This is a genomic window from Gordonia sp. 852002-10350_SCH5691597 (genome assembly GCF_001665715.1).
GTDB lineage: Bacteria > Actinomycetota > Actinomycetes > Mycobacteriales > Mycobacteriaceae > Gordonia > Gordonia sputi.
On record NZ_LZMO01000204.1, the window covers coordinates 1 to 13104 of the forward strand.

The 13104-nt window shown below is 66.9% G+C and carries 10 protein-coding genes; 5 read left to right on the forward strand and 5 right to left on the reverse strand.

Annotated elements, in window-relative coordinates; translation table 11 throughout:
* Nucleotides 1-130: 130 nt before the first annotated feature.
* A complete protein-coding gene (locus tag A5777_RS14595; RefSeq protein ID WP_064863223.1) occupies nucleotides 131-1354 on the reverse strand; it encodes an acetyl-CoA C-acetyltransferase in 1224 nt (407 codons plus the stop codon).
* A 47-nt stretch (nucleotides 1355-1401) separates the two neighbouring features.
* A complete protein-coding gene (locus A5777_RS14600) occupies nucleotides 1402-2031 on the reverse strand; it encodes a TetR/AcrR family transcriptional regulator (RefSeq protein WP_064863215.1) in 630 nt (209 codons plus the stop codon).
* Nucleotides 2032-2099: 68 nt separating this feature from the next.
* Here A5777_RS14600 and A5777_RS14605 point away from each other — a divergent pair, with 68 nt between their 5' ends.
* Complete coding sequence (locus A5777_RS14605; RefSeq protein ID WP_064863216.1) at nucleotides 2100-3491, forward strand: DHA2 family efflux MFS transporter permease subunit; 1392 nt, start codon at nucleotides 2100-2102, stop codon at nucleotides 3489-3491.
* On the opposite strand, the gene A5777_RS14610 is transcribed toward A5777_RS14605, so the two are convergent.
* The gene (locus A5777_RS14610) at nucleotides 3484-4242 is read right to left on the reverse strand and encodes a LamB/YcsF family protein (RefSeq protein ID WP_064863217.1); all 759 of its coding nucleotides are present in this window, start codon (nucleotides 4240-4242) and stop codon (nucleotides 3484-3486) included. The genes A5777_RS14605 and A5777_RS14610 overlap by 8 nt on opposite strands.
* Nucleotides 4239-5159 carry an SGNH/GDSL hydrolase family protein gene (locus A5777_RS14615; RefSeq protein WP_064863218.1) on the reverse strand — a complete coding sequence of 307 codons (921 nt, stop codon included), beginning with the start codon at nucleotides 5157-5159 and terminating at the stop codon, nucleotides 4239-4241. The genes A5777_RS14610 and A5777_RS14615 overlap by 4 nt, the downstream gene beginning before the upstream one ends.
* Before the next feature lie 62 nt (nucleotides 5160-5221).
* On the opposite strand from A5777_RS14615, the gene A5777_RS14620 reads away from it, so the two are divergent.
* The 3 genes from A5777_RS14620 (at nucleotide 5222) to ilvA (ending at nucleotide 9082) form a co-directional block, all read left to right on the forward strand.
* The gene (locus A5777_RS14620; RefSeq protein ID WP_005202088.1) at nucleotides 5222-6622 is read left to right on the forward strand and encodes a cystathionine beta-synthase; all 1401 of its coding nucleotides are present in this window, start codon (nucleotides 5222-5224) and stop codon (nucleotides 6620-6622) included.
* A gap of 33 nt (nucleotides 6623-6655) precedes the next feature.
* Nucleotides 6656-7810: a cystathionine gamma-synthase gene (locus A5777_RS14625; RefSeq protein WP_064863219.1), complete on the forward strand. Its 1155-nt coding sequence runs from the start codon at nucleotides 6656-6658 to the stop codon at nucleotides 7808-7810.
* 75 nt (nucleotides 7811-7885) lie between these two features.
* Complete coding sequence (ilvA, locus tag A5777_RS14630; RefSeq protein ID WP_064863220.1) at nucleotides 7886-9082, forward strand: threonine ammonia-lyase; 1197 nt, start codon at nucleotides 7886-7888, stop codon at nucleotides 9080-9082.
* A 22-nt stretch (nucleotides 9083-9104) separates the two neighbouring features.
* On the opposite strand, the gene A5777_RS14635 is transcribed toward ilvA, so the two are convergent.
* Nucleotides 9105-9620, reverse strand: a complete 516-nt coding sequence (locus A5777_RS14635) for an SRPBCC family protein (RefSeq protein WP_064863221.1) — start codon at nucleotides 9618-9620, stop codon at nucleotides 9105-9107.
* A 91-nt stretch (nucleotides 9621-9711) separates the two neighbouring features.
* Here A5777_RS14635 and A5777_RS14640 point away from each other — a divergent pair, with 91 nt between their 5' ends.
* Nucleotides 9712-13005: a BTAD domain-containing putative transcriptional regulator gene (locus A5777_RS14640; protein WP_064863222.1), complete on the forward strand. Its 3294-nt coding sequence runs from the start codon at nucleotides 9712-9714 to the stop codon at nucleotides 13003-13005.
* Nucleotides 13006-13104 lie beyond the last annotated feature (99 nt).

A 13104-nucleotide genomic window follows, 5' to 3' on the forward strand; every position in this document is an offset into this window, starting at 1 on the left:
ATAAGAGACAGGGGGTATCCCAGCCGAGCGTTTGCGTGATCTAATCACCACCAACTAACAGCAGTGTTGCGACGACCCCTTGAAACCGCCTTCGTGAGTGTGGGGCCGCGGTGTATCTGAGGGGGTCGGGTCAGCTCAGGCGCTCGAGCACCATCGCCATGCCCTGGCCACCGCCGACGCACATCGTCTCGATGCCGAATGTCTTGTCGTAGGTCTGCAGGTTGTTGAGCAGCGTGGTGGTGATACGCGCACCGGTCATGCCGAACGGATGGCCGAGAGCGATGGCGCCGCCGGACACGTTCAGCTTGTCGTGGTCGATGCCGAGCTCGTTTGCCGAACCGATGACCTGCACGGCGAATGCCTCGTTGATCTCGAACAGGTCGATGTCGGAGATCGACTTACCCGCGACGCGAAGCACCTTGCGGACGGCCTCGATGGGCCCGAGGCCCATGATCTCGGGTGAGAGTCCGGTCGCCGCGGTGGCGACGACGCGCGCGAGCGGGGTCAGGCCGAGTTCCTTGGCCTTGGTGTCGCTCATGATGACCAGCGCGGCCGCGCCGTCGTTCAGCGGGCAGGCGTTGCCGGCGGTGATGGTGCCGTCGGGGCGGAAGACGGGCTTGAGCTGCGAGATCTTCTCGTAGGTCGTGCCCGGTCGGGGGCCGTCGTCGGTGCTGACGACGGTGCCGTCGGCCAGCGTGATCGGGTCGATCTCGCGCTCGAAGAATCCGGCCTTGATGGCCTCCTCTGCGCGGTTCTGGCTGCGCACGCCCCAGTGGTCCTGGTCTTCACGCGAGATGCCGGTGAAGCTCGCGACGTTCTCGGCGGTCTGACCCATCGCGATGTACACGTCGGGGATCAGGCCGTCTTCTCGGGGATCGTGCCACGCGGGAGCGCCGCCCTCGGCGGAGCGTTCGGTGCGGGCCAGCGCCTCGTCGAACAGCGGGTTCTTGGAATCGGGAGCACCGTCGGCGCCGCCGGAGATGGCGAAGCTCGACACGCTCTCGACGCCACCGGAGATGAACACATCACCCTCGCCGGCCTTGATGGCGTGCAGGGCCATGCGGGTGGTCTGCAACGACGACGAGCAGTAGCGGTTCACGGTGACACCGGGGATGTGATCGAAGCCGAGTTCGACGCCGAGCACGCGGGCGATGTTGTAGCCGCCCTGGCCGCCGGGCTGGCCGATTCCCCAGTGGATGTCTTCGATTTCCTTGGGGTCGAGCTCGGGGACCTTGGCGAGAAGTGCGGTGACGATCTGTCGAGAGAGTTCGTCGGGACGAACGTCTTTGAGGGATCCCTTTCCGGCGCGGCCGATCGGGGAGCGGGCATGGGCAACGATGACAGCTTCAGGCATGTGAAACACGTTACTGGACAGCTCGGGTGTCAGAAGAGCCGGATTTGTCACTCGTCGGAGCGCGGAGCCTTCGATGCGGTATCCGGTTGGACGAGAGGCAAGAAGACGTCGTCGACGATGGTGCGCAGAACGTCGTCGGACACGGGTTTCAGGGACATGAGTACCTCGTAGCGATAGAGGTCGGCAGGCAGCGCGATGGCCCGCTCGGTCACATGTGCCGGGTCCACCTCGCCCCGAGCGATCGCACGCTCGACGATGGTGGCCATGGTCGACGCCCGATCGCCGATGAACAGCGCGCGAACCTCACGGGGGGTGGTGGCGCCTTCGGCGAAGTACTCGCCGAGACTCGACGCCATCATGACCACGAAATCGGCGCGAGTGTCATTCATGTCGCGCAGCGCTTCGAGGACGTCGTCACGCAGATTTCCGGTGTCGGGTACGACGACCTCGACCTGCCGCCCACGATGCGAGATCGCGGCGCGCAGCAGGTCGCCGCGTGTTGCCCACCGGCGATAGAGCACGGGCCTGCTGGTTCCGGCTCGTTCGGCGACGGCCTCGAAGGTCAGCCCCGAGTAGCCGCGGTCGAGCAGTTGCTCCCACGCGGCGTAGAGGATGGCGGCCTCGAGTTCGGCGCCCCGGCGTCGTGTGGGGTTGGCGTCCTGGTGTTCAAGATCCACTTGCGTATCTTATCGCGCCAGCCTATCGTCGAAAATAAGATACACAAATGATTCTTAAAGGGGTTCCCATGACGGCAACAACGTCCCCGGCCCAGACCATCGATCCCGCGACGCGTCGTGTCGCGTGGGCTGTGATCATCGGTCTGATCGCACCGATCCTCGACACCACGATCACCACCATCGCGCTCGAGACGCTCGGCCGAGACCTCGACGTTCCGGTGTCGACGATCCAGTGGGTCAGTACCGGATACCTGCTGGCGCTCGCCGTCGCGGTGCCGTTGGCGGGTTGGGCGGCAACGCGATTCGGGTCACGCGTCGCTTGGATCGCGGGGCTGCTGATCTTCCTGCTCGGCTCGGTCTTGTGCGCAGTGGCATGGGATGCGCCGTCGCTCATCGCATTTCGTGTTCTACAGGGCCTCGGCGCCGGACTGATCATGCCGCTGATGATGTCGATCCTGGTGTCGGCCAGTCGTGGAGTGGCGCTCGGACAGGTCATCGCTCTGGTGTCGATGCCGACCGCGCTGGGGCCGATCCTGGGTCCCGTGCTCGGTGGCGTGATCCTGAACTGGCTCAACTGGCGGTGGCTCTTTCTCATCAACGTCCCGATCGTGGCGGTCGCGCTCTACCTCGCGCGGCGTATCCCCGACGATGACCGCACCCGCGGCGCCGACGATCACCACGCTCACCTAGATGTCGTCGGATTACTGCTTCTCGCACCGGGTTTGGCGCTGATCCTGCTCGGGCTCTCCAATGCCCACGCGGGCTTCGTCAGTCGGAGTGTGATGATTCCGCTGGTCGTCGGCGTGATCGCGCTGGGAGTGTTCGTGGTGCGCAGCCTGGTGTCTGTGCGCCAGGGGATCGTCGACATCCGTATTCTTGCTCATCGCGCAGTTGCCGCGTCGTCGGCCGGACTGTTCGCATTCGGCATCGCATCGTTCGGGGCAATGTTCCTGCTGCCCTTGTTCTTTCAGCAGGTGTTCGGCGACTCGGTGCTCCGGGCGGCGCTCTATCTGATCCCGCAAGGCGTCGGAGCGTTCGTGACCCGCGGGCTGGCGGGAAAGTTGACCGACCGGTTCGGCGGGCGCTGGGTGGCGGCGTGCGGGTTCGTGATCGTGGCGGCCGCGACCGTGCCGTTCGCGTTCGCCGATGCGGGAACCTCGGTGGTCTGGTTGATGATCGCCTTGCTGCTCCGTGGCCTCGGGCTCGGGTTGCTGTTGTCGCCGATCATGGCCGCGGGCTTCATCGGCGTCCCCGACTCCGCGCGTCAGGACACCAGCATGCTCACCCGGATCACCCAGCAACTCGGCGGCTCCTTCGGCACCGCGATCCTCGCCGTCGTGGTCATGTCGGCTGCCTCTGCGGCAGCCGGTTTCTCCGCGGCGTTCTGGTGGTCGGTGGTGTTCGCGCTGGTAGGCGCCGTGCTCGCGCTGACGCTGCCGTCGCGGCCCGCGCTCACGTGAACGGCGTGATCTCGATGCCCCCGGCGGTCAGCAGTTCACGGGTGGCCACCGCCATCGCGACAGCGGCTGGGCTGTCGCCATGCAGGCAGACGGAGTCGACGTCGATCCGTATCGTGTCGCCTTCGATGGAGTCGACGACGCCGTCGGAGACCATGCGCATCACCCGCTCGGCGACCGCCGCAGAATCGTCGAGGACTGCGCCCGGTTCGCGTCGGGAGACCAAGGTGCCGTCGGAGTGGTACGCCCGATCCGCGAAAGCTTCTCGGACCGTAGGTATTCCGCGATCCGAAGCGATCTCGAGTAGCAGTGACCCCGGCAAGCCGAGTACGGGTAGGTGTGGATTGACCGCGGCTATCGCGTCGACCACGGCACGCGCGTGCACGTCGTGGTGAACGGCTGTGTTGTACAGCGCCCCATGTGGTTTGACGTAGCTGACCGTGCCGCCGGCGGCGCGAGCAATGGCCTGCAGTCCGCCGATCTGGTAGACGACGTCGTCGGTCAACTCCGTGTGTGTGGCGTCGACGAACCGCCGCCCGAAGCCCGCGAGGTCCCGATAGCTGACCTGTGCACCGATGCGGACACCGTTCGCGAGTGCACTGCGACATGTTCGTGCCAACGTGCTCGGATCGCCCGCGTGAAAACCGCAGGCAACGTTGGCGCTGGTGACCACCTCGAGCACGGCGTCGTCGTCGCCGAGCTCCCAGCGGCCGAACGACTCGCCGACGTCGCTGTTGAGATCGATGTGCGTCATTCGACGGTCCGTGCGCGCCGCAGCAGGCGGGACATGAATTTGCTGGCGGGGACGGTCTCCGACATCTCGGGCGGCTCGGGCAGCGGTGCCGGTCCCCATTCACCGATCTCCTCGAGGACCGGGGGACTGAGGATCGCCGCGGCGAGCTCGTATCCGGCCGCAGACGGGTGGAAGTGGTCGGGCGAGAACATGTGATCGGGCTTCGCCTTGAACTCCTCGGAGAGCAGATCGGCCAGCGGAACGGCGACGCCTCCCGCGCTGCGCACCGCTGACTGCTGGCGGGCAGCGAGCCGCAGGCCCCAGATGCGCAGCACCGACCGCAGCGGCTGCGGGATCGCGGTGATCACGCCGAAGTCGGGGCAGGTGCCGACGACGACCACCGCGCCCGTCTCGCGCAGTCGGCGGACGGCGGCTCCCAGGCGATTCGCCGACGCCCGGATGCCGTTGGTAGCGGTCACGTCGTTGGCGCCGACCAGGATGACCGCGACGTCGGGTCGATGTCCCGCGATCAACATCGCGTCGATCTGCGCGCCGAGGCCTTTCGACGTCGCGCCGACGATGGCCTTGTTGCTGTAGCGGATGACCCGACCGGTGTCGGCCGCGACGCGACGGGCGACGCGCACGCCGGGGGTGTCGTCTGCCGACTCGACGCCGAGTCCCGCGGCCGTCGAATCGCCGAACACGGTCAGGTGCAGATCGGCAGGGGTATCGCGGGTGACGCGTAGCGGCTCGCCGCCGTCGGGGAGGTAGATGCCGTCGCCGTTGGGGGCGTTGTCGGTGCGGTGCGGGATGGTGGTTCTGGCTTGTTGTGCCTGCCAGACCAGCACGTTGTATGCCGCCCACGTGGCGCCGGCCCCTGCGGCCGTCGCGGTCGCTGCGGCACTGACATCGCGGAGGACGTGACGCGAATCGGACACGCGTCCCAGCTTAGCGGCAAGTCGAATGTGGACGGCTTGCGACGCTCTGGGACCATAGAAGTATGCGCATCGCCAATCACGTCGTCGACCTGGTGGGCAACACACCACTGGTCAAGCTCAACTCGGTGACCTCCCCCGGATCGGGGCTGGTCGCGGCCAAGGTCGAATACCTCAATCCCGGCGGCAGCAGCAAAGACCGGATCGCCGTGCGGATGGTCGACGCTGCGGAGAAGTCGGGGGAGCTGAAGCCCGGCGGCACGATCGTCGAGCCGACGTCGGGCAACACCGGTGTCGGGCTGGCGCTCGTCGCGCAGCAGCGCGGATACAAGTGCATCTTCGTGTGCCCCGACAAGGTCGGCGAGGACAAGCGCAACGTGCTGCGTGCCTACGGCGCCGAGGTTGTCGTGTGCCCGACGGCCGTCCCGCCGGAACACCCCGACAGCTACTACAGCGTCTCCGATCGTCTGGTCCGTGAGGTCGACGGCGCGTGGAAGCCCAATCAGTACTCCAACCCCGCCGGTCCGCAGAGCCACTACGAGACCACCGGCCCGGAGATCTGGCGCGACACCGACGGCACCATCACGCACTTCGTCGCGGGTGTCGGCACCGGCGGCACCATCACCGGCACCGGCCGCTATCTCAAAGAGATCTCCGACGGCAAGGTCAAGGTCGTCGGCGTCGACCCAGAGGGTTCGGTCTACTCCGGCGGCACCGGGCGCCCGTACCTCGTCGAGGGTGTCGGTGAGGATTTCTGGCCCGACGCCTACGACCCGAGCATCCCCGACGAGATCATCGCGGTCTCCGACGCCGACTCATTCGACATGACCCGACGCCTCGCCCGCGAAGAGGGGCTGCTCGTCGGCGGCTCCTGCGGTATGGCGGTCGTCGCGGCACTGCAGGTGGCGCAGCGAGAGGGCCCCGACTCCGTCGTGGTGGTCCTGCTGCCCGACGGTGGGCGCGGCTACATGGCCAAGATCTTCAACGACGAGTGGATGAGCAGCTACGGCTTCCTGCGCACCCCGCTCGACGGCGACAAGCCGGAGCTGCTCGTCGGAGATGTGTTGCGCGGCAAGACCGGTACGCTTCCCGACCTCGTGCACACGCACCCCCAGGAGACGCTGCGCGACGCGATCGAGATCCTCCGCGAATACGGGGTGTCGCAGATGCCGGTCGTCGGCGCCGAGCCGCCGGTGATGGCTGGCGAGGTTGCAGGCGCGGTCACCGAACGTGACCTGCTCTCGGCGGTATTCGAGGGTCGTGCGAACCTCGCCGATCCCGTGTCGGCGCACATGGGAGATCCGTTCCCGCTCATCGGTTCCGGTGAGCCGGTGTCCGCGGCGACCAAGGCGCTCGGCGAGTCCGACGCACTCATGGTCGTCGAGGACGGAAAGCCGATCGGCGTCATCACCCGACACGATCTGCTGGCATTCGTCAGCACCCATCCGACGATCACCGCCGGTTAGCGTCCAGATCACCACTCAGCGAGGAGTTCTCACGTGAAGAAGTATCAGCGTCCACGCGGCTTTTCCACCGAAGCCATCCACGCAGGCTACGACCCCGACCCGCAGACCGGCGCGGTGAACGTCCCGGTCTACGCGAGTTCGACGTTCGCACAGGACGGCGTCGGCGGTCTGCGTGACGGATTCGAGTACGCGCGTACCGGAAATCCGACGCGTCGCGTGCTCGAGGCGAACATCGCCGCGATCGAGGGCGGCACCTACGGACGCGGTTTCTCCTCCGGCATGGCTGCGACCGACGCGCTGCTGCGCGCATCGCTGCGTCCCGGCGACCACCTCGTGATCCCGAACGACGCCTACGGCGGCACCTTCCGGCTGATCGACAAGGTCTTCACGCAGTGGGGCATCGACTACTCGGTGGCGCCGGTCAGCGACATCGACGCGGTGCGCGCGGCGATCACCCCGAAGACCAAACTCGTGTGGGTCGAAACGCCGACCAATCCGCTGCTGAACGTCGGCGACATCGCCCGACTCGGTGAGGTCGCGCACGAGGCGAAGGCAAAACTGGTGGTGGACAACACCTTTGCGACGGCGTACCTGCAGCGTCCGCTGGAGCTGGGCGCCGACGTCGTGCTGCACTCCACCACCAAGTACCTCGGCGGACACTCCGACGTCGTCGGTGGCGCGCTGGTCACCGACGACGAGCAACTCGACTTCGACATCGCGTTCCTGCAGAACGGTGCGGGCGCTGTACCGGGGCCGTTCGATGCCTACCTGACGATGCGCGGCATCAAAACGCTCGCGGTCCGCATGGAGCGGCATTGCGACAACGCCGAGAAGGTCGCCGAGTACCTCAACCGTCACGACAAGATCGAGCGCGTGCTGTACCCGGGCGATCCCTCGCATCCCGGATACGAGGTCGCCGCCAAGCAGATGAAGCGCTTCGGCGGGATGGTCTCGGTGTTGGTGTCCGGCGGCATCGAGGACGCCAAGAAGTTCTGCGCGCGCACCGAGGTGTTCACCCTCGCCGAGTCGCTGGGCGGCGTCGAATCGCTGATCGAGCATCCCGGTGCGATGACCCACGCGTCGACCGCCGGGTCGTTGCTCGAGGTCCCCGAGAACCTGGTGCGTCTCTCGGTCGGCATCGAAGACATCGACGACATCCTCGCCGACCTGGAGCAGGCGCTGCAGTAGGGCCGACCGCCAGATCCGGGACCGTCGGAGGTTGCGCTGCGTGAGGCATCGCGACCGCGTACGTTGACGCTCATCATGCTGATCACACAGTCCGAGATCGACGCCGCCGCGGTGGTGTTGGCGCCGGTGATGCGCCGCACACCGATGGTGGCGTCGCGGGTGTTGTCCGAGCGCAGCGGCTCCGACGTCTGGCTCAAGTGCGAGAACCTGCAGCGCACAGGATCGTTCAAGCCGCGCGGTGCGTTCTACCGGATCTCGCGGCTCACGCCCGACGAGCGCGCGGCGGGTGTCGTCGCGGCCAGCGCGGGCAACCACGCACAGGGCGTGGCGTGGTGGGCCGCGCACCTGGGCATCACCTCGCGCGTCTACATGCCGGTGGGTGCCGCCCTGCCGAAGTTGGCCGCCACCAAGGCATATGGGGCCGAGGTCGTGCTCGTCGGTGAGACGATCGACGAATCACTGGTCGCCGCACGAGCTTTCGCCGACGAGACCGGAGCGACGCTGATCCACCCGTTCGACCATCGCGACATCGTGGCGGGGCAGGCGACCGTCGGAGTCGAGATCTGTGAGCAGATGCCCGACGTCGGCTCGATCGTCGTGCCGCTCGGCGGGGGTGGGCTGCTCGCCGGGATCGCCGCTGCGGTCAAGGCCAGGCGCCCCGACGTGCGGATCATCGGTGTCCAGGCGGCGCAGGCGGCGGCATGGCCGAAGTCGCTGCAGGAAGACATGCCCATCGCGGCGACGCACATGTCGACGATGGCCGACGGTATCGCCGTCGCGCTGCCCGGCGACGTTCCGTTCGCGCACGTCCGTGAGCTCGTCGACGAGGTGGTCACCGTCGACGAGGCGCAGTTGGCCACCGCGCTGCTCCTGCTGCTCGAACGCGCGAAGTTGCTCGTCGAACCCGCGGGCGCCGCGGGCGTCGCCGCGCTGATGAGTCTCGATCTCGACCTGCCGGGACCGATCTGCGTCGTCGCGTCCGGCGGCAACATCGACCCGCTCGTGCTCAGCCACGTGACCACGGCGGGGTTGACCGCGTCCGGTCGTTTCCTCACGGTCACCGCCACGATTCCCGACCGCCCGGGTGGCCTCATCTCATTGCTCGAACTGCTCCGTGAGAAAGGAGCGAGCGTCGTCGACGTCGTGCATTCGCGTGTCGCCGACGACCTGCAGCTCGGCGAGGTCCAGGTGACGGTCAGCGCCGAGACCAGGGGCGCAGAACACCAGGAGGCTGTGCGCACAGCGCTCGCCGACGCAGGCTTCCTGCGCTGACGGTCCGGCGAGCAGCGTCGGATCAGACCTGCGGACGCAGCGTCGAGAAGTGACGCAGGGTGTCGGTTTCGACCGTCTTGAACACCGACGCCGCCGTCGGTGCATTGAACAGCCTGACGGGCTTGGCTCCGGTCGCGAGTTCGAGAGCGAAGCGCCACACGAGTCGGCAGCCGACGTCGGCGCTGCTGACCTCGGTCAGTTCGCCGAACCGCGACAGGCCGGGTACGGTCACCGATTCTCCGCGAAATGCGTTGCGGTAGTGGTGTTCTCCTGGCTCCTCGACCCAGTCGAAGAAGTACTCGGAGAGTGCGACGCCCAGACCGAGTTTGGCCCGACGGGTCGTGCCGACCCCGTACGGCGGTGGCGAAGTGAACTCGATGCCCCTGATCGCCCGGCACCAGTCGAGTGTGTGCTGGCGCGTCAGTTCTGCCCACGCGCGTTCGGGCGTGACCGGCAGGTGGACGTCGATGCGATAGCTCACCGGTGCCGTGTCGAAGAAGTCGAGATCGAACGAGTTGAGTGCGTAGCTGCGCGCCATCGTGCCATTCAAGCACGGCGCCGCACGGTCTTTCGGCGATACGTCCAGCGCGGGCGCTCGTGATACATACCGCGGGGGCTAATCTGGCACAGTGTCCGCCCCCGCAACAACCGTGATCGGTCTGCTCGGTCCCGTCGCCGCAGGCGTGTCCGCGGCGCCGGATTCGCCGCTGACGCCGGATGATCTGGTGGCGGTACCGGGTATCCGCGCCAAGAGGTTGTTGGCATCGCTGGCGCTGGCCGGTGGACGCACCCGTTCGACTGAGCGGCTCATCGACGATGTGTGGGGCGACGATCCGCCACGGTCACCCGGCGCGGCGCTGCACACCCAGATCTCGCGACTGCGTGGCGTCCTCGGAGCCGGGCGCATCGAGGCGTCGGGAAGCGGGTATCGCCTGGTCGGCGCCCGCACCGACATCGAGATCGTCGACGACCTCATCGCACGGGGCACCGCAACCGCGCTCGACGACGCCGCGTCGTGGTGGCGGGGCGACCCCGGTGACGACCTCGGAGACGAGGCCGCACCGCTGATCGGCGAGATCCGCGCACGAGCCGGACACGTCGAAGACACCCTCAACCGTGCCCGCAGCACAGTTGCGATGAACGCCGGCGACTACACAACGGCGCGGGAGCTCGCCGAAGAACGGTGTGCACGTGACCCTTTGGATGAAACGGCAGCACTTGACCTGATGCGTGCACTTGCCGGCGAGGGACGTATCGCCGACGCGCTCGCCGTGTACGCCGCGCTGCGCCGTCGACTATCGACAGAGTTGGGCGTCGACCCCGGGTCGACGATCACCGAGTTCCACAACGCGCTTCTCGCCGAGGGCGAACTCGATATTCGACGACCCGCTCCGAGTCCGCGACGCTCGAGCATGCAGGCGGGTCTACTGGTGGAGACGAGCGACCTCATCGGACGCGAGGGCGACGTCGCGTCGATCCTCGAGCATCTCAAGGCAAATCGCGTCGTCACCATCCAGGGACCGGGCGGAGTGGGCAAGACGCGGGTAGCCAACCGCGTCGGACACCGCCTCGTCGACGAAGGATCGTCGGTCTACTACGTGCCGCTCGCACCGATCCGCAACGACGACGACGTGGTGCCCGCCATCGCCGCGACGCTCGGAGTAGGTGAGTCAGACCTCGGCACCAACGCACGACCGCGCATCGCACCGACCGGCGATCTGCAGGACCGCTCGCAGGACCGCTTGATCGATGCGCTCCGCGGGCGGGATGCGTTGTTGATCCTGGACAACTGCGAGCAGGTGATCGAGCGGTGCGCGCGCCCGGTGGCCGATCTGCTCGCCGCCGACTCGTCGTTGAAGATCCTGGTTACCAGCCGTTCGCCGCTGATGCTGCCCGCCGAGCAGATCTTCGGGTTGCCGACGCTCGACGTCACCGACGACGGTGCGGCCGTTGAACTGTTCGTCACTCGCGCCCGCGCGGTGCGGCCCGACGCCGATCTGCCGCACGAACCAGTCGCGCGACTGTGCAGACACCTCGACGGCCTACCGTTGGCAATCGAGTTGGCGGCAGCCCGAATTCGCACGATGACGGTCGAGGAGATCACCGATCGGTTGGCCGAGCGATTCGCACTGCTTCGCGGGACGGACCGCAGCGCTCCCGACCGGCATCGCACGCTGCGGGCCGTGATCGATTGGAGCTGGGACCTTCTCGACGACGATGCGCGTGAGGCGCTGCGCCGACTGTGCAGATTTCCGGCCGGGTTCACGGTTGACGCGGCGGGAATCGTGCTGGGCTATCGAGGTTTTCGGCTCGACGACACGCTCGCCTCGCTCGTCAATCAATCGTTGCTGACCGTGATCGAGGCCGACGGTCGGGTGCGGTATCGGATGCTGGAAATGGTGCGCGAGTTCGGCGAGGAGAAACTCGTCGCGGAACCAGGGCTGTCGTCGGAGGTCAACTCCGCGATGCGTGAGTGGGGCAGATCCGTTGCGTCGGAGGCGGTTGCCGGCTACGAGTCAGGTGTCGACGCAGGGCTGATGACCCGGGTCGCCACAGACGTCGACAATCTCGTCTGGGTGCTCCGCCACTGCATGCAGGTCATCGCGCACAGAGAGAAGAACGAATCAGAGGCGGCCGACGCCATCGACTGTGCGGTACGCATCTTTCCCATCCTCGCCGGGTTCTGGATGGCCCGGGGCCTGCACGCAGAGATCATGAACTGGGGGTCGCGGCTGATCGAGGTGTTGCCGACCCCGCCCCGCGATCTGTCAGACGAACGTCGACGTGATTGGGAGGCAACCGTTCTCGCGTCGATGACACATCAGATGATGCGGCAGGACCTTCGAGAGCTCGCACGTGCGCGGTACTACCTGCGACGACTGCACAATCCGAGTCGGATCTATCTCGAGCCGACCGAACTGATGACCGCGTGCGTGCTGAGTCGGAGCCCGACCGAAGCCATCCGCTACATCGTGCGCGGCACTCAGAGTTCCGACGAGCGGGTGGTGACGACGGCGCTGGGTGGACGGATGAATCTTGCCGAGAACCTCGGGCGTCTGGACAAAGCCGAACGTGATGGGCGAACACTGCAACAGAGGTCCCGACTGGAAAGCGACCACTGGATGTCGGCCATGGCGCAGGTGAGTCTCGGTGGCATCCACAGCCAGCAGGCGAAATGGTCTGCCGCAGTCGACTTCTATCGCGGTGGCATCGCTGACCTCGTCCGACTCGGCTCTTATGAGGACGAGATGCAGACCCGCTGCTACCTCGCGGTCACGTTGATCAATATTGATCAGCTCGACGCCGCCGATGAGGAACTGGAGCGGGTAGCCGACGGCTGGACGCCCGACGATCCCGATCCGCGCGGTTTTCCGGAAGTCTTTGCGGGAATGATGTTGGCAATGGGCGAATTACGCTTCGCTCGGGGTGATCTCGACGACGCCACCGCACTGTTCGTCAGGGCCGCGGATCTGCTGTTGCGTGAACATCCGATGGCTGCGCGCGACCCGGGCGCGTCGATGCTGATCGGCGTCGCGGCGGTCGGCCTGGTGCGATCGGGACGGGTTGATCGTGCCCGCGCGTTGCTTCCGATTCTGGCGACCAGCATTGCCGAGACACTCTCGCCCGGCGGCTGGAACGACATTCCGCAGGCTGCGAATATGTCGGTCGCAGCGGGATATGTTCTGTGCGACAGGAGTCAGACCAGACGCGACGGCGCTCGGCTCCTGATGCTGGGCAAACGATTGAAGGCGCGCGTCGACTATCCGGGCTACTACGCCGTCCTGACTGACCTGGTCGGTGCGTCGAAGCTGACGCAGGATGAGTGGGACGCCGCCACCGCAGACATCCCGGGGATGTCACGTCGACGCGCGACCGAGGAACTCGTCGAATTACTCGCGTCGAAGGCGTCCCGCCAGGCGTGAGATCACACAGAGCGACGGACCTGCCGCCGGGGGGGGGGCGGGCGGGAAGGGGGGGGCACTAGCGGGGGTGGGGAGTGGCGGGGGGGGTGGGGGGTGGGG